This is a genomic window from Pseudomonas sp. NC02 (assembly GCF_002874965.1).
In the GTDB taxonomy this organism is placed as follows: Bacteria; Pseudomonadota; Gammaproteobacteria; order Pseudomonadales; family Pseudomonadaceae; genus Aquipseudomonas.
The window spans coordinates 6,609,222-6,626,636 of sequence record NZ_CP025624.1 but is presented as its reverse complement, the minus strand read 5'-3'; the positions used below and the strand labels follow the sequence as shown (position 1 = coordinate 6,626,636).

General features: G+C 61.0%; 15 protein-coding genes. 9 read left to right on the top strand and 6 right to left on the bottom strand.

The annotated features are described in order from the left end of the window. Positions 1-2: 2 nt before the first annotated feature. Complete coding sequence (locus C0058_RS31290; protein ID WP_003213993.1) at positions 3-788, bottom strand: transporter substrate-binding domain-containing protein; 786 nt, start codon at positions 786-788, stop codon at positions 3-5. A 255-nt stretch (positions 789-1,043) separates the two neighbouring features. On the opposite strand from C0058_RS31290, the gene C0058_RS31285 reads away from it, so the two are divergent. The 6 genes from C0058_RS31285 to C0058_RS31260 all read left to right on the top strand — a co-directional run bounded on the left by C0058_RS31285 (position 1,044) and on the right by C0058_RS31260 (position 8,350). After that, complete coding sequence (locus tag C0058_RS31285; RefSeq protein WP_003213991.1) at positions 1,044-1,739, top strand: FadR/GntR family transcriptional regulator; 696 nt, start codon at positions 1,044-1,046, stop codon at positions 1,737-1,739. A 121-nt stretch (positions 1,740-1,860) separates the two neighbouring features. Continuing rightward, on the top strand, positions 1,861-2,190 hold the full coding sequence (trxA, locus tag C0058_RS31280; protein WP_003213989.1) for a thioredoxin TrxA: 330 nt from the start codon (positions 1,861-1,863) through the stop codon (positions 2,188-2,190). 234 nt (positions 2,191-2,424) lie between these two features. Further along, the gene (rho, locus tag C0058_RS31275; RefSeq protein ID WP_008438874.1) at positions 2,425-3,684 is read left to right on the top strand and encodes a transcription termination factor Rho; all 1,260 of its coding nucleotides are present in this window, start codon (positions 2,425-2,427) and stop codon (positions 3,682-3,684) included. Between the two features lie 156 nt (positions 3,685-3,840). After that, positions 3,841-5,826 carry an acyltransferase family protein gene (locus C0058_RS31270; protein ID WP_102370139.1) on the top strand — a complete coding sequence of 662 codons (1,986 nt, stop codon included), beginning with the start codon at positions 3,841-3,843 and terminating at the stop codon, positions 5,824-5,826. Between the two features lie 89 nt (positions 5,827-5,915). Beyond that, a complete protein-coding gene (gene ubiD, locus C0058_RS31265) occupies positions 5,916-7,382 on the top strand; it encodes a 4-hydroxy-3-polyprenylbenzoate decarboxylase (RefSeq protein WP_008438879.1) in 1,467 nt (488 codons plus the stop codon). After that, positions 7,382-8,350 (top strand): CDP-6-deoxy-delta-3,4-glucoseen reductase, encoded by a 969-nt coding sequence (locus C0058_RS31260; protein ID WP_102370138.1) that lies wholly within the window; start codon positions 7,382-7,384, stop codon positions 8,348-8,350. The genes ubiD and C0058_RS31260 overlap by 1 nt, the downstream gene beginning before the upstream one ends. A gap of 150 nt (positions 8,351-8,500) precedes the next feature. On the opposite strand, the gene C0058_RS31250 is transcribed toward C0058_RS31260, so the two are convergent. Next, on the bottom strand, positions 8,501-8,977 hold the full coding sequence (locus C0058_RS31250) for a hypothetical protein (RefSeq protein WP_003213979.1): 477 nt from the start codon (positions 8,975-8,977) through the stop codon (positions 8,501-8,503). Positions 8,978-9,306: 329 nt separating this feature from the next. On the opposite strand from C0058_RS31250, the gene C0058_RS31245 reads away from it, so the two are divergent. Further along, positions 9,307-11,700 carry a TonB-dependent siderophore receptor gene (locus C0058_RS31245; protein ID WP_003213976.1) on the top strand — a complete coding sequence of 798 codons (2,394 nt, stop codon included), beginning with the start codon at positions 9,307-9,309 and terminating at the stop codon, positions 11,698-11,700. A gap of 40 nt (positions 11,701-11,740) precedes the next feature. Next, complete coding sequence (locus C0058_RS31240; protein ID WP_003213974.1) at positions 11,741-12,394, top strand: gamma-glutamylcyclotransferase; 654 nt, start codon at positions 11,741-11,743, stop codon at positions 12,392-12,394. On the opposite strand, the gene glpT is transcribed toward C0058_RS31240, so the two are convergent. The 3 genes from glpT to C0058_RS31225 form a co-directional block, all read right to left on the bottom strand. Continuing rightward, the gene (gene glpT, locus C0058_RS31235; RefSeq protein WP_003213972.1) at positions 12,391-13,728 is read right to left on the bottom strand and encodes a glycerol-3-phosphate transporter; all 1,338 of its coding nucleotides are present in this window, start codon (positions 13,726-13,728) and stop codon (positions 12,391-12,393) included. The genes C0058_RS31240 and glpT overlap by 4 nt on opposite strands. Positions 13,729-13,948: 220 nt before the next feature. Further along, a complete protein-coding gene (locus tag C0058_RS31230; RefSeq protein WP_008438881.1) occupies positions 13,949-14,566 on the bottom strand; it encodes a flagellar basal body-associated protein FliL in 618 nt (205 codons plus the stop codon). A 76-nt stretch (positions 14,567-14,642) separates the two neighbouring features. Further along, complete coding sequence (locus C0058_RS31225) at positions 14,643-15,620, bottom strand: NADPH:quinone oxidoreductase family protein (RefSeq protein WP_003213968.1); 978 nt, start codon at positions 15,618-15,620, stop codon at positions 14,643-14,645. A 149-nt stretch (positions 15,621-15,769) separates the two neighbouring features. On the opposite strand from C0058_RS31225, the gene C0058_RS31220 reads away from it, so the two are divergent. Then, the gene (locus C0058_RS31220) at positions 15,770-16,177 is read left to right on the top strand and encodes a flagellar basal body-associated protein FliL (RefSeq protein WP_003213967.1); all 408 of its coding nucleotides are present in this window, start codon (positions 15,770-15,772) and stop codon (positions 16,175-16,177) included. Positions 16,178-16,295: 118 nt separating this feature from the next. Here the strand turns inward: C0058_RS31220 and C0058_RS31215 are convergent, their stop codons facing one another. After that, positions 16,296-17,414, bottom strand: coding sequence for an ABC transporter permease (locus C0058_RS31215; RefSeq protein ID WP_102370136.1), 1,119 nt, complete (start codon positions 17,412-17,414; stop codon positions 16,296-16,298). Position 17,415 lies beyond the last annotated feature (1 nt).

Sequence of the window (17,415 nt, the reverse complement as noted above, 5' to 3'; positions counted from 1 at the left end):
GCTCAGAGATCAGCCGGCAGCGGCTCTTTGAGCCACTGCAATGCATTCTTTTCCAGGCTGCCGTCGGCCTTGGCCGCGACCAGGATCTGGTTCACCTTGTCCAGCAGCGCCGGCTCGTTCTTGTTCACGCCCACGTACACCGGCGAGTCCTTGAGCTTCACTTTCAGTGCCGGCACGCGCTTGGGGTTGCGTTCGCTGATGGCCACCATCACCACGTTGCCGCTGGCGATCAGGTCCACCTGGCCGGCGAGGTAGGCGGCGATGGTCGAGTTGTTGTCTTCAAAGCGCTTGATCGTCGCCTCTTTAGGCGCCACGGCGGTCAGCTCGATGTCTTCGATGGCGCCACGGGTCACGCTGATGGTTTTGCCCTTGAGGTCGTCAACGGTGCTGATCGGCGCATCGGGAGGGCCGAATACGGCGAGGTAGAAGGGCGCGTAGGCCTTGGAGAAGTCGATGACCTTCTCGCGCTCGGCGTTCTTGCCCAGGCTGGAAATCACCAGGTCGACCTTGCCGGTGGTGAGGAACGGGATGCGGTTGGTGCTGTTGACCGGGGTCAGTTCAAGCTTGACCTTGAGCTGGTCGGCCAAAAGCTTTGCGGTGTCGATGTCCAGGCCGCGGGGCTTCATGTCCGGGCCGACCGAGCCGAACGGCGGGAAATCCTGGGGCACGGCCACCTTGAGGGTGCCACGGGCGACGATATCGTCCAGACCGTTGGCCTGGGCGGGCGCCTGGCTCAGCATCAGGCTGGCAAACAGGGCAGTGAGCAGGGCGCTGCAACGCTTGGTCATGGCGACTCTCCGAAAAGGACGAAAGGATTTTCCGGTTTTTGCCAGTGCACAGCCCATGCCAGCACCGCCGTATTTCGCGCCAGAGCCGGTGGCTGTTGAGTCTTGGCGGTCTTACTGGTCTGAACAGTTACTGGGTTTTCTGCACCCTTTTCGAGCGCCGTCAAAACCGCGCGAGCCCCTTTGGGGCGTGGCTTGCCGGGCGCTGCGAATAGCTTTACAACTAGCCGCTCAGTTGACTGGAAACCTGAGTTTCTTATGAATTCCATCGCCCAAGCCGTACCGGAAGTGGCGCTACAGGCCATCCGCAAATTGATCGCTGACGAGGGCTTCGGGCCGGGTGATGCGTTGCCCTCCCAGCGCGACCTGGCGCTGCAATTGGGCGTGAGCCGGGCCTCTTTGCGTGAAGCCTTGTCGTCCCTCAGTGCCTTGGGCGTGGTAAGTGTGCAGCCGGGCAAGGGCGTGTTCGTGCAAGCGGCCGAAGAGCTGCCGGGGTTGGCCTGGCCGTTTACGGCACAGGCGACGCCGCTGGATATCTTTCAACTGCGCTACGCCCTGGAAGGTTTTGCGGCGGGGCTGGCGGCGGTGACGCTGACCACCGGGGAGTTGGACATCCTGGAAGATAACGTCGAGGCGATGCGCAAGGAGCTGAAGGCCGGTGATTTCGAGGCAGCCGCCCGGCTGGACTTCGAATTCCACCGGCGCATCCTGCTGGCCAGCGGCAATCAGGCGATGGTGAGCATCCTCAGCGCCAGTGCCGAGGTGTTCCTGGAGAGCCAGAAACTACCGTTCATCCGGCCGGAGCGGGCCATGGAGACCTGGCAGGAGCACCGCAAGGTCCTCCGTGCCCTGGCCCGACGCGCCAGCGGGGCGGCGCAGAAAAGCATGCAGGAACATGTGCGTAACGCGGCGTTGCGTACAGGGATTGCCTTCATCACTCCCGTAACCCCATGAGTTGGGCTATACCCAAACTCATGCGCCATCATAGGAAGAGTCAATCAGCTGCAGCTTCCTGAACGCGGGAAGGGCGGCTATGATGGGCAACGTTTTTTTTGCTTACAACCCGGAGACATCCATGAGCAACGATCTTATCAAGCACGTCACCGACGCGACCTTCGAGGCCGAAGTACTGAAGGCCCAGGGCCCGGTGCTGGTTGACTACTGGGCTGAGTGGTGCGGTCCTTGCAAAATGATCGCTCCGGTCCTGGACGACATTGCCACCACTTACGAAGGCAAGTTGACCATTGCCAAGCTGAACATCGACGACAACCAGGAAACTCCGGCCAAGCACGGCGTGCGTGGTATCCCGACCCTGATGCTGTTCAAGAACGGCAACGTCGAGGCCACCAAGGTCGGCGCGCTGTCGAAGTCCCAGCTGCAGGCTTTCCTCGACGCCAATATCTAAGCGTCCTCAAAAAGCCCCGCAATTTGCGGGGCTTTTTCGTGAAACAGGGCTAGACGCTCTGAAACTCAGGTGGTACATTCGGCCCCGCACTGGTTTCTCCACTGCCCCCTGCAAGCCGTCGCCGACGCTCTCCTTTTCGATTAGTACGCGATCCTGTCGCCTTCTCTGCGGCGCGGCCTCATTAAGCCAAAAGCTTAATTTCCCCCCCTCCATAAATGATTACGTCATTCCTATATGAATCTGACTGAACTCAAGCAAAAGCCGATTACCGAACTGCTCGAATTGGCCGAACAGATGGGCATAGAAAATATGGCCCGTTCGCGCAAGCAGGACGTGATTTTCTCCCTGCTGAAAAAGCACGCGAAAAGCGGCGAGGAAATCTCCGGTGATGGCGTGCTGGAGATTCTCCAGGACGGCTTCGGCTTCCTCCGCTCTGCAGACGCTTCCTATCTCGCCGGCCCAGACGATATCTACGTCTCGCCGAGCCAGATCCGTCGCTTCAACTTGCGCACCGGTGACACCATCGTTGGCAAGATCCGCCCTCCAAAGGAAGGCGAGCGTTATTTCGCTCTGCTCAAGGTCGACACGATCAACTACGATCGTCCCGAGAACGCGAAAAACAAGATTCTCTTCGAGAACCTGACGCCGCTGTTCCCGACCGTGCGCATGAAGATGGAAGCCGGCAACGGTTCCACCGAAGACTTGACCGGTCGTGTCATCGACCTGTGTGCCCCGATCGGCAAAGGCCAGCGCGGCCTGATCGTGGCCCCGCCGAAAGCCGGCAAGACCATCATGCTGCAGAACATCGCAGCGAACATCGCCCGTAATAACCCTGAAGTTCACCTGATCGTGTTGCTGATCGATGAGCGTCCGGAAGAAGTAACCGAAATGCAGCGCACCGTGCGCGGCGAAGTGGTTGCCTCGACGTTCGATGAGCCGCCAACCCGCCACGTGCAGGTTGCCGAAATGGTGATCGAGAAGGCCAAGCGCCTGGTCGAACACAAGAAAGACGTGGTGATCCTGCTCGACTCCATCACCCGTCTGGCCCGTGCCTACAACACCGTGATCCCAAGCTCCGGCAAGGTGCTCACCGGTGGTGTCGATGCCCACGCCCTGGAGAAACCGAAACGTTTCTTCGGCGCTGCGCGGAACATCGAAGAAGGCGGCTCGCTGACCATCATCGCCACCGCACTGGTTGAAACCGGTTCGAAGATGGATGAAGTGATCTACGAAGAGTTTAAAGGTACCGGCAACATGGAACTGCCTTTGGACCGTCGTATCGCCGAGAAGCGGGTGTTCCCGGCCATCAACATCAACCGTTCCGGCACGCGCCGCGAAGAGTTGCTGACCGCCGATGACGAACTGCAGCGCATGTGGATCCTGCGCAAGCTGCTGCACCCGATGGACGAAGTTGCGGCCATCGAGTTCCTGATCGACAAGCTGAAAACCACCAAGACCAACGACGAGTTCTTCCTGTCGATGAAGCGCAAGTAACACGACGCTTCGGTCAAAAAGGATGGCGCCCCATGGGGCGCCATTTTTTTTGTTTCTGGAAAAGGAGGTTTGGCTTTAGTGTGTGTCTGTTTAGAAACAAACTCGCGTGTGTGACTACACTCGCTGTCCATCCGATCAGGCAAATTACAAGATTTTATGACCATTCTCGCTTATCGCAGGGACATTGACGGCCTGCGTGCCATAGCTGTGCTCGCTGTTGTGCTGTTTCATTTTGGTGTACCGGGCTTTACCGGCGGCTTTGTCGGCGTCGACGTGTTTTTCGTGATCTCCGGCTACTTGATCACCTCGATCATCTGGCGCGAGCGTGAGGCCGGCCGTTTCAGTTTTGTCAGCTTCTGGGCCAGGCGAGCGCGGCGTATCCTGCCGGCACTGTTCGTGATGATGCTCGGCGCGCTGGTGGTGGGCTGGTTCCTGCTGGCGCCAAAGGATTACAGCGAGTTGGGGCGCTCGATACATAACCAGGTGGTGTTTATCTCCAACCTGTTTTTCATGCGTCAGGACGGTTACTTTGATGTGGCCTCCGATATCAAACCGTTGCTGCATACCTGGTCATTGTCGGTTGAAGAACAGTTCTACATCCTCTTCCCACTCCTGCTGACACTGCTGTCGAGCCGGCTCAAATATTGGCGCACGGCGCTGTTCGTGTTGTTGCTGGTGTCATTCGGCATGAGTACATGGGCGGTGGCCCACGCTCCGGAAAGAGCCTTTTTCCTGCTGCAGATGCGTGCCTGGGAGCTGTTGGCGGGCGCAATGCTGGCGGTAATGCCGGTACGCGAGTACCGCGCCAGCCCGGCGTTGGCGCAGGCCGTCAGCCTTGCCGGCCTCGGCCTGATCCTGCTGGCGGTCTTCGCGTATGACCCGAGCACGCCTTTTCCCGGCGCCGCAGCGCTGTTGCCGGTGGTGGGCGTGGTCTGCCTGATTTGGGCCAACGGCCAGCAAACTACCCTGACGAGCAAGCTGCTGGGTAGCCGCTTGCTGGTGGGGATTGGCCTGATCTCCTACTCCTGGTACCTGTGGCACTGGCCGGTGTACGTGTTTGGCAAGTACGCCAGTGTCGACGGGCTGGGTCCGTGGGAGCTTGGTGCACTGTTTGTGTTGAGCCTGGTGCTGGGTTATGCGTCCTGGCGGTTTGTCGAGGCGCCGTTCCGTGAGCGTCGGCTGTTGGCAGGGCGCAAGCAAATCCTGGTGGCGGCGGGTATCGCGCTGCTTGGGGTGGGACTGCTCGGCAAAGGCCTGGTCTTGACGAAGGGCTTGCCTTGGCGCCTGTCGCCCGAGGCGCTGCAATTTGCCCAGGCGCGCGAGTGGAGCCCGGACCTCATGGCCTGCCTGGTGGATGGTGGGAAAAATCGCCACCATGGATTTTGTCATTTCGGACCTCAGTCCGCGCCGACGCGCGCGCTGGTCTGGGGCGATAGCCATGCCACGGCGCTGGTTCCGGCGTTGCGAGACGGCGCCAGCAAGTACGGTGTCAGCGTCACGCAGGCAGGTTATGCCGGTTGCCTGCCGTTTAATCGCAAGGAAAGCGTTCCGGGCTGCTTGACCTTTAACCAGCAGGTCACGCAACTGCTCGGCAAGGAAACCTTTAGCGACGTGGTGCTGGTGGCGCGCTGGAGCCTGTATGTCTATGGGCAGCGCGATGGTGACACCGAGGCTTCGTTGCTGGACCCGGCGACCGGAACCTATGACCGCGCCTTCGCCGAGCGGCGCTTCGCTGAAAGTCTGGGCGCCCTTGTGCAGCAATTGCGCGCCAGCGGTCATCGGGTGTGGCTGGTCAAGGAAGTCCCCCTGCAGGAATTCAGTCCGCCTTACCGCCTGAGTCGCCTGGCGATGCTCGGCCGGCCCACCGACAAAGAAGGCATGCCCCTGGATGAGCACCTCCAGCGCCAGGCCTATATCAGCAGCGTATTCGAGCGCATGGCGGCGGCTGATCCCGGGGTAAAGGTAATGGATCCGGCGCCCAAGTTATGCAGTGCGAATGACTGGTGCCGGGTGGAACTGGACGGTCAGTCGCTGTACACCGACGACAATCACCTCTCGGCGGTTGGTTCGCGGTATGTCGAGGCGTTTCTTGAACCCTTGTTCAAAGCCTTGCGCGATGAAACCCAGGCATCGGCTCTTTGAGTCTGTGTCGTCGGCAATGCTGCTCAATAAGCTGCCAGCGACCGTAAGAGCAGGTAGGATGTACGCCTATTTTACGGGTGGCATGGTTAATGAAATTCAAGGATCTTCGGGATTTCGTGCAGCAACTTGAGCAGCGCGGAGAGTTGAAACGTATCCAGGTGCCGATTTCCCCGGTCCTGGAGATGACTGAGATTTGCGACCGCACCTTGCGCAACAAGGGCCCGGCGCTGCTGTTCGAAAACCCGGTGGGCTTTGATATCCCGGTGCTCGGCAACCTGTTCGGCACCCCCGACCGCGTGGCGTTTGGCATGGGCGCCGAGTCGGTCAGCGAACTGCGCGAGATCGGCAAGCTGCTGGCCTTCCTCAAGGAGCCCGAGCCACCCAAGGGGCTCAAGGACGCCTGGTCGAAGCTGCCCATCTTCCGCAAGATCATCGCCATGGCCCCCAAGGTCGTGAAAGACGCGGTTTGCCAGGAAGTGGTGATCGAAGGCGAGGATGTCGACCTCGGCATGCTCCCCGTGCAGACCTGCTGGCCTGGCGACGTCGGCCCGCTGATCACCTGGGGCCTGACCGTCACCAAGGGCCCGAACAAGGACCGCCAGAACCTCGGCATCTACCGTCAGCAAGTGATCGGCCGCAACAAGGTCATCATGCGCTGGCTGAGCCACCGTGGCGGCGCGCTGGATTTCCGTGAGTGGTGCGAAAAGCACCCCGGCCAGCCATTCCCTGTTTCCGTGGCCCTGGGCGCCGACCCGGCGACCATCCTCGGCGCCGTCACGCCGGTGCCCGACAGCCTGTCCGAGTACGCTTTCGCGGGCCTGTTGCGCGGCAATCGCACTGAGCTGGTGAAATGCCGCGGTAACGACCTGCAAGTGCCGGCCACCGCCGAAATCATCCTCGAAGGCGTGATTCACCCGGGCGAGATGGCCGATGAAGGCCCCTACGGCGACCACACCGGCTACTACAACGAAGTCGACAGCTTCCCGGTGTTCACCGTCGAGCGCATCACCCACCGGATCAAGCCGATCTACCACAGCACCTACACCGGCCGCCCGCCGGATGAGCCGGCGATCCTCGGCGTGGCGTTGAACGAAGTGTTTGTGCCGATCCTGCAAAAGCAGTTTCCGGAAATCACTGACTTCTACCTGCCGCCCGAAGGCTGCTCGTATCGCATGGCCATCGTGACGATGAAGAAGTCGTACCCCGGCCACGCCAAGCGGGTAATGCTGGGTGTGTGGTCGTTTTTGCGACAGTTCATGTACACCAAGTTCGTTATTGTCACCGACGACGACATCAACGCCCGGGACTGGAACGACGTGATCTGGGCCATCACCACGCGTATGGACCCCAAGCGCGACACGGTGATGATCGACAACACGCCGATCGACTACCTCGACTTTGCTTCCCCGGTATCGGGCCTCGGCTCGAAAATGGGCCTGGACGCCACCCATAAATGGCCGGGTGAAACCACCCGCGAATGGGGCCGCGTGATCGTCAAGGACGAAGCGGTCACTGCCCGTGTCGATGCGCTCTGGAAAGAATTAGGAATAGATTGATGCGTGTAACCCTGCAGCCTTCCGGTGCGGTACTTGAACTGACGCCTGGCGAGCGGATCCTCGAGGGCGCGCGCCGCCTGGGCTACGATTGCCCCCAGGCCTGCCGCAATGGCGTGTGCCACGTGTGCGCGGCGCTGCTGGTGGAAGGCCGGGTGCAGCAAGCCGGTGAGGTGCGTGACCATGGCGAGTTCTATACCTGCATTGCCGAACCGCTGGAAGATTGCATTGTGTTGTGGGATGGCGTGCTGGCGCCGGGAGAGTTGCCGGTGCGCAAACTGTCTTGCCAACTGAGTGAATGCGTCGAGGTGGGCGGTGACGTATGGCGCGTGCGCCTGCGGGCTCCGGCCGGCAAGGCGGTGCGCTACCACGCCGGGCAATACCTGATGATCGAGCGGGAAAACGGCGAGAAGTCGGCATTCTCCCTGGCCTCGGCGCCCCACGCCGGGCGCGAGCTGGAATTGCACGTGCTGGCCCGGGAAGACAGCGCCCGCAGCCTGCTGGAGCAGTTGCAGCGCAACCAGATGGCCCGCATCGAAATGCCGTTTGGCGACACCCACCTGGCGGAACTGCCCGACGGGCCGCTGGTGCTGATCGCCGCCGGCACCGGCATGGCCCAGATGCATAGCCTGATCGAACACTGTCGCGCCAGTGGCTTCAAGCACCCGGTGCATCTGTATTGGGGTGTACGTCGACCGGAAGACTTCTACGACATCGAGCACTGGGACCCGTGGCTGCAACTGCCCAACCTGTTCCTGCACAAAGTGGTCAGCGACCTGTGTGGCTGGGAAGGGCGCTGCGGGCTGTTGCATGAAGCGGTGTGCGAAGACATCAGCGACCTCAAGGCCGTGCATGTCTACGCCAGCGGTTCACCGGCGATGATCTACGGCACCCTGGATGCGCTGGTCGAGGCCGGCATGGATGCACACCAGATGCGTGCTGACGTATTTGCCTACGCACCCCGCCCGTAACGTGTGGCGAGGGAGCTTGCTCCCGCTGGGCTGCGCAGCAGCCCCGAAACAGTCGCTGGGATCTATCTGAAAGACCGCATGAACTTCAGGGGCCGCTTCGCGACCCAGCGGAGCAAGCTCCCTCGCCACAGAAGCCCTTCAGCGGCTCGATCAGAAACGAACGCCCGTGGTCACCATCGCCGCATTGAACCCGAGCAACACCAGCTCGGCGGCGACCGGCCCGTAGTGGGTGCCCACCGAGGGGATGATCACCGGCGCTACCCCCAGTCCATTCAGCGGAATCTTGTCGCGGTACTTGCCGCGATAGCCCTGGATCACACCCCCTGTCAGCTTCAAGTACACCGGGTAATCGGGCATGTCGTAGCGTTTGCCGGCATAGGCGTAGTACGAACGCTGGCTGAACGAGTTGCGAAACGTCGCCCCGCCATACACCAGGCCTGACGCTTCATTGCGCTCCAGGCCGATCAGGTCCTGGTTGTTGTTGTGGTCCTTGTCCGGCGCAAAATGCCGGGTGTAGACGCTCGTCTGGGCATACCAGAAGCCTTTTTCGTCCTGGGTCGGCACTTCCGCCGCCAGGGCGGTGGTGGCCTGTGCCAGGAACAACAGGCTGGGCAGTCGGTATTTCATGGAGTGACCTCGGTAGTCGATTCGGTTGGCGGCCAGGTGGGTCGTGACAGGCGCCTATTTTGAAGGCTCAGCGTGCCCCCAGGCTGAACCTGCGCTGAAACTACAGGGATTGAGGCAGCCAATCCTGATGAGCGGAGCGGCCTGGGCTTATGCATTCGCTTATTCTTTAAAGGTATTTAATTTGTTACATAAATATCATTAAGCTATATGCCAACGGACTACCGACTTTCTGCCAATAACCAATAAATGACCGCCACCGTCCGCCACACGGATCGATCGTACGAGCTCAGAGCATTGACGTTCTGGCTTTTGATTCCAAGGGGAGCGGTATGGGGAGCAACAAGCAGCACCTGCTGTACACGGCGATTTTGTCGGCTAATTTGCTGACCGCTGTGGGATTCAGTCCAGTGGCATCCGCCGAAACGGCCACTGCCGATGTACCCAAACTCGATACAGTCATTGTCACCGGCACCCGCGCCCAAGAGCGCACCGCCAGTGCCTCGTTGTCACCTATCGATGTGATTTCCGGCGACACCTTGCGCAGCACCGGCTCTGATGAGTTGGGCGCGGTGTTGGCCCGATTGATTCCTTCCATCAACTTTCCACGCCCGAGCCTGGTAGACGGTGCCGAACTGGTGCGCCCGGCGCAGCTGCGTGGCCTGTCACCGGACCAGGTGTTGGTGCTGGTCAACGGCAAGCGTCGCCACACCAGTGCCTTCGTCAATCTCGGCGGTGCGGTTGGGCGTGGCTCGGCGCCGGCGGATTTGAATGCGATCCCGTTGTCGGCGGTCGACCATATCGAGGTGCTGCGTGACGGCGCATCGGCCCGCTACGGCTCCGATGCGATTGCCGGGGTGATCAACGTGATCCTCAAGCATGACGACCACGGCGGCTCGATCACCAGCAAGTTTGGTGAGTACAAGAAGGGCGACGGTATCCAGCGCAACCTCAGCGGCAACACCGGTGTGGCGCTGGGCGATAACGGGTTTATCAACATCTCTGCCGAAGGCGCCGACAACGATTACACCAACCGCGCCGGCAAGGACCTGCGTCCGGGCAGCGTTGGTTCGACGACCTACGGCCAGCGGGTGTTCCGCCAGGGCGAGCCGGCCACTGACCAGGGCAAGCTGTTTCTCAACTCGGAATATTCCTTCAGTGATGCGGCCGAGTTCTATGCGTTTGGCGGCTACAGCAAGACCCGCGGCGAGACGGCGGCGTTCTACCGGGCCAGTAACGCGAGCAACAACATTCCTGCGCTCAACCCCAATGGTTACCTGCCGTTGATTCGCGGTGACGTGGAAGACACGTCCCTGGCGGTCGGCCTGCGCGGCTTGTTGGCCTATGACTGGCACTACGATGTGTCGGTCAACTACGGCAAGAACCAGTACCAGATCGGTACCGAAACCATCAACACCTCGCTGGGCCTGGCCACGCCGCGCAAGTTCGACAACGGCACGTTGGTCAATGACCAGAAGCAACTCAGCCTGGACCTGTCGCGGGAATTCAGCCTGGGCTGGTTGCCGTATCCAGTGTCGGTGGCGTTTGGCGGCGAATACCTGGACCAGGGTTACCAGATCAAGGCGGGCGACCCGGCGTCCTACTACCAGACCGGCAGCTCGGGCCTGGGCGGCTTCCGTGATTCCGACGCCGGCACCAGCACGCGCCACAACTGGGCGCAGTACCTGGACCTGGAAACCAACTTCACCGAAAAACTCAGTGCCTCCGCCGCCGTGCGTCACGAGGACTACAGTGATTTTGGCTCCAACGTCAGCGGCTCGCTCTCGGCGCGCTACGACTTCACCCCGCAAGTGGCCTTGCGCGGCAGTGTATCCAACGGTTTCCGTGCGCCGTCCCTGGCACAGCAAAACTTCGCCTACACCTCGTCGCAACTGATCGGCAACACCATCCAGGAAGCCGGCACCTTCCCGGCCAACAGCCAGGTGGCGCGCCTGCTCGGCGCTGAAGACCTGAAAGCCGAGAAGTCCCGCAACTACAGTCTCGGCCTGGTGCTGGAGCCGACCGACAACCTGACCGTGACCGCCGATGTCTACCGTATCGACATCAGCGACCGCATCAGCCTGTCCTCCAACCTGGACCTGAGCAAGAACCCGGCTGCGCTCGCGTATCTGCAGGCCAATGGCGTCGGCAACATCAACTACACCACGGTGCGCTACTTCACCAACGCCACCGACACCACCACCAATGGCGTCGACCTGGTGGCCAACTATCGCTACCAACTGGACAACGGTGTGCGCTGGAACAGCACCGTGGGCTACAACTACAACCACACCAAGGTCACCGACGTAAAAGCCAACCCGTCCGTACTGGATAGCCTGGGCGCGAGCCTGGTTCGGGTGGATCGTCGCGAGCGCATCGGCCTGCTGGGCGATACCACGCCACAGCACAAGCTGAGCCTGGGCAACGACCTGAGTTTCGGCAACTGGGCGCTGCACAGTAATTTGGTGCGCTATGGTTCATTCACCAGCTACCAGGCCGACCCGACCAACGACCAGCGCTTCAAGGCCGCCTGGCTGTTGGATCTGTCAGCCGACTACAAGCTGAAAAACTGGACCTTCACCGTTGGCGGCGACAACGTCACCGACAAATACCCGGAAAAACTCAATGCCTACGCCAGCAGTGGTGGCAATTTGGCCTATAGCACTTTTTCGCCGTACGGTTACAGCGGCGCGTTCTATTACGGTAAAGTTGCTTACAACTGGTAACAGCTTCTCGTAACAACAAAGGAGACCTAAGCGATCTGCCATGACCGCCATTGAATCTGATCTTTTGCAATTGGCTTACCCTCCGCGGCTCGATCTGGGGCCGCAACTCACTCACGAACAGTTGATGAGCTCGATGCAAGCCACCATGGCGCTGCACAAGGGTGGGCCGGTCTGGCTATTCGCTTACGGTTCGCTGATCTGGCGGCCTGAATGTTCGTCGACACAGCGGATGCGGGCGCGGGTCCACGGTTATCACCGGGGCTTGTACCTGTGGTCCCATGAGCACCGGGGCACGCCGGAAATACCGGGGCTGGTGTTTGGCCTGGATCGCGGCGGCTCGTGCAGCGGGTTTGCCTACCGCTTGCCGGAAGATCAACTGGAGGCCTCGCTGTATGCCCTGTGGCAGCGCGAGATGCCGTATCCCTCGTACCGGCCGCACTGGCTCAGCTGTCGTCTGGAAGATGGCAGCCAGGTGCAGGCATTGGGATTTGTCCTGGAACGGCACCTGCCCAGTTATGCCGGCAATTTGCCCGACATCGTGCTGAATCACGTGTTGCAAAGCGCTTGCGGGCGTTACGGCACTACGCGCGATTATGTCGAGCAGACCGTCAACGCCCTGCGTAGCCACGCCATGCCAGACAAGAATCTGGAGGCGCGGCTCAAGCGGTGTTCCAAAGGCTGTTCCGACGATTAACGTGCGGCACTGACGCTATTGGTGTGCCACAAGGTGGGGATCAGGAACGCGATGGCCAGCAGGCACGCGCCGATCAGCAGCACGAAACCACCGTCCCAACCAAAATGGTCAACGGTGTAGCCCATGGCCGCACTCGCTGCCACTGAACCACCCAGGTAACCGAACAGGCCCGTAAAGCCCGCTGCGGTACCGGCGGCTTTCTTCGGTGCCAGTTCCAGCGCCTGCAGGCCGATCAGCATCACCGGGCCGTAGATCAGGAAGCCGATGGAGAACAGCGCGATCATGTCGATCATCGGGTTGCCCGGCGGGTTGAGCCAGTAAACCAGGGTCGCCACGGTGACCAGGCCCATGAACACAATGCCGGTCAGGCCACGGTTGCCACGGAAGATCTTGTCCGACATCCAGCCGCACAGCAGCGTGCCCGGAATGCCCGCCCACTCGTAGAAGAAGTACGCCCACGAGGTTTTATCCACGTCGAAGTGCTTGGCTTCCTTGAGGTACGTCGGTGCCCAGTCCAGCACGCCGTAGCGCAGCAGGTAGACGAAGACGTTGGCGAAGGCGATGTACCAGAGCATTTTGTTGCGCAGCACGTACTTGACGAAGATTTCCTTGGCGCTGAATTCGTCCTCGTGGCTGGCGTCGTAGCCTTCCGGGTAATCGTTCTTGTATTGCTCGATGGGCGGCAGGCCCACCGATTGCGGGGTGTCGCGCATGGTGATGAAGGCAAACGCCGCCACCAGCAGGGCCACGGTAGCCGGGACGTAGAACGCCGCGTGCCAGTCGTTGAACCAGGCCATGCCCAGCAGGAACAGCGGGCCGATCAAGCCGCCGCCGACGTTATGCGCCACGTTCCATACGGAAACCACACCGCCACGTTCTTTCTGCGACCACCAGTGCACCATGGTCCGCCCACTTGGCGGCCAGCCCATGCCCTGGGCCCAGCCGTTGATGAACAGCAGAATGAACATCATGGTCACGCTGGAGGTAGCCCAAGGTGCGAAACCGAAAATGAACATCACCCCGGCGGACACCAACAGGCCGAAGGGCAGGAAGTAGCGCGGGTTGGAGCGGTCGGACACCAGGCCCATGAGGAACTTGGACAGGCCGTAGGCAATTGCGATCGCCGACATTGCCAGGCCCAGCTGGCCACGGGTGTAACCCTCGTCGATCAGGTACGGCATGGCCAGGGAGAAGTTCTTGCGCAGCAGGTAGTACCCGGCGTAACCGAAGAAAATACCGGCGAAGATCTGCCAGCGCAGGCGTCGGTACGTGCTGTCTATTTTTTCTTCAGGCAGGGGCGCCTGATGTGCGGCAGGACGGAAGAAAGCAAACATTCAAGAGCTCCAGATTTCTTGTTTTGACTGCGGATGCGAATGTTACAGTTTCGTTACCGAAAATAGCACCGCCTCTTATCTGCGGGCATAGGAATTGAGTGCAATTGCATGTTCTTTTACGAACATGTCGCTTAGAGGCAAGTGAGGGACGTTTTCAGGAGGGGATGCCAAGAAGCTGTGGTGAGGGAGCAAGCTCCCTCACCACAGGCAGTGATTCGGTTCAGTTGCCGTTGGCGGCTGCGATATCACCTGGAAGCAGGTGTTCCTGGATCTTCTGGCTGCGGGATTCCACCAGTTGACCCTGGTCGTCGAAGCGCAACACGATCAGCCAGTCATACACATTTTCCGGCCATTTCTTCATCCCGGTCAGCGCCGCGCCGTCACCGCCGAAGGCCTCGATCAACTTGTCGATATGCCCGTGATGCCAGGCGATCAACACGGTCTGCGCCTGGTTGGACTTGCGCAGGGACTTCACCAGCTTGCCGACTTGATCGTCTGAGTAGGGTGTTTCAAGCGGGAGCTGCAGGCGCTGGGCCAGGGGTGTCAGGGTCAGGCGCGGGCGAGAGCTTTCCTTGCTGTCGCTGGTAGCGATCAGCCGCTGGGGCACCACGGAGATGCCGTTCAACAGCAGCGGGTCGAAATAGCTGGCGTAGGCCGCCGCCCGCTGTTCGCCCTTGGGGCTCAGCAACGGACCTTCATCGGGTTTTTCCGCATGGCGCACGATCAGCACCGTCACGTTGTTCAGCCCGCGTACATCCTTGCCCTCTTTATGGGCAAAGGCGTGAGCCGACACCATCATCAACAACCCCAGAAACAGCGCGCGCAGCGGTGTGACCATTATTCATTCCTGCCAGTGAGTGAGTGCCTCGGCCGATCATGGGCCCAGGCACTCCGCGGACAAAATGAAACAATAGTCAGCGTAGCTGCACCACGACCTTGCCCACAGCCTTGCGCTGGCCGAGGTCGTTGATCGCCTGCGCCGCCTGCTCCAGCGGGTACACCTGGGACACCAGCGGCTTCAACTTGCCCTCGGCGAACCAGCCGAACAGTTGCTGGAAGTTGGCGGCATTGTCCTGCGGCTGGCGCTGGGCGAACGACCCCCAGAACACCCCGACCACCGCCGCGCCCTTGAGCAGCGCCAGGTTTACTGGCAACTCAGGAATGCGCCCGCTGGCAAAGCCCACCACCAGCAGCCGGCCATTCCAGGCGATGCCGCGAATGGCCTGGTCAAACAGGTCGCCGCCCACCGGGTCGTAGATCACATCCACGCCATTGCCGCCGGTAAGGCGTTTGATCTCGTCCTTGAGGCTGGCTTCGCTGTAGTTGATCAACTCATCGGCACCGGCAGCCTTGGCCACCGCCAGCTTGTCGGCGCTGCTGGCCGCGGCGATCACCCGGGCGCCCATGGCCTTGCCGATTTCCACCGCAGCCAGGCCGACGCCGCCGGAGGCACCGAGCACCAGCAGGGTTTCCCCGGGTTGCAGGTTGGCCCGCTGCTTCAGGGCGTGCATCGACGTGCCGTAGGTCATGCTGAAGGCGGCGGCGGTGTTGAAGTCCATGCTCGGCGGGATCGGCAGCACGTTGTAGCCCGGCACCGCGACCTGCTCGGCGAAGCTGCCCCAGCCGGTCAGGGCCATCACCCGGTCACCGACCTTCAGGTGGCTGACGTTCTCACCGACTTGGCTGATCACGCCTGCCGCTTCACCGCCTGGCGAAAATGGGAAGGGCGGCTTGAACTGGTACTTGCCCTCGATGATCAGGGTGTCCGGGAAATTGACCCCGGCCGCATGCACGTCCAACAGGATTTCGTTCTTCTTGATCGCCGGGCTTTCGACGTCTTCCAGCACCAGGTTTTCGGCGGGGCCGAAGGCTTTGCACAGCACAGCTTTCATCGGACTATTCCTTTTGGCGTGTTGGCCGATAAGTGTAGGTGGGCAGGGCGACGGGTCAACGAGCATGCCCCGGCCTGATAAGTCGCCATAAGCTTGTGCTCAGGGCTGCTAGCGTTATGCTACTGGGCAACCGAATTGAGGAATGAACTGTGAAAGCGTGGATCCTGTTGATGCTGGCCCTGACACTGCCGACGGCAGCCCTGGCCGAAGAAGCCAAAGAAGGCGAAGCGCCGAAGGTCAGCTATATCAGCCTGAGCCCGCCGTTTGTCGGTAACTACGGCCTGGATGGCACCGCGAAGCTGCGGGTGTTCAAGGCGGATATCGCCCTGCGGGTCACCGGTCCCGAGGCGGCCGCAGCCGTGAAAGCCAACGACGCGCTGATTCGCAACCAATTGGTGGCGTTGTTTACCCAGCAGACCAACGACACCATGAGCAGCGTTGATGGGAAGGAAAAACTGCGCCAGGAAGCCCTGAAGCAGACCCAGCAAGTGATGAACGACGAAACCGGCAAGCCGCAGGTTGAGGATCTGTTGTTCAACAACCTGATCATCCAGTAAGCCGGTCGCTTCGCGCCCTTCGCGAGCAAGCCCGCTCCCACAATTAACCGCATTCTCATGTTAGAACTCGGTCAAGTGTGGGAGCGGGCTTGCTCGCGAAGAGGCCCTGACAGACACCTCAGGAAGCCAGGCTCTTCCTGAACCGCGCCAACGCCACCGCAAAGAACAGCAACCCAATCCCCGCCAGCGCCAGCAAGTCCGGCCACACCACATTCACACCCGCATCCCGGAACAGAATTGCCGCACTCAGGCTCACAAAGTGCGTCGACGGCGAGCCCTGCATCACCCATTGCAACCACTGCGGCATGCTGTCCAGCGGCGTGCTGCCGCCGGACAACAGCAGCATCGGGATAATCACCGGGATCGCCAGCAGGCCAAACTGCGGCGTCGAGCGGGCGAGGGTGGCGAGGAAGATGCCGAGGGCAGTACTGGCAAACAGGTACAGCGCCGTCACCAGCAAAAACAAAGTCAGCGACCCGGCCAGCGGCACGCCGAGCAAGCCTTTCACCACCACTTCCAGCGACAGCCAGGTGCACAGCACCACCACCAGCATGTTGCTCCAGATTTTCGCCAGCATGATTTCCAGCGCAGTCAGCGGCAGCACCAGCAAATGGTCGAGGGTGCCGTGTTCGCGCTCACGCAGCAGCGCGGTGCCGGTCAGCACGATGGCGAGGATGGTGATGTTGTTGACGATCTGAATCACCGCCAGAAACCAGCCGCCTTCCAGGTTGGTATTGAACAGCGCCCGGGTGGTCAGCAGCGCCGGCGCCTTTTGGGCGGCATCGGCCTGGTTGCCATAGGTCAGCAATTCCCGCTGGAAAATCCGCCCGATATACCCGGCACCCATGAATGCCTGGCTCATGGCCGTGGCATCGACGTTGACCTGCACCCCCGGCTGGCGCCCGGCCAACAGGTCGGCCTGGAAATTCGCCGGCACGTTGATCACGAAGGTGTACTGGCCGCTGTCCATCACCTTGTCCAGTTGGTCGTACGGCAACGGCACCGCCGCCTGGAATTCCGGCGGTTGCAGCGCTTCGGCCAGTTGCCGGGAAAGCGCGCTGTGGTCTTCATCCACAAAGGCCACGCTGGCGTTGTGCACGCCGATCACCGAGCCGGCGGCGGGCATATAGATGGCGACGGTAAAGGCGTAGAGCAGGAACAGCAGCAACACGCTGTCGTGGCGCAGGCTGGTCAGTTCCTTGATGCCGAGGCGCAGGATATGGGCGAACTTGTGCATC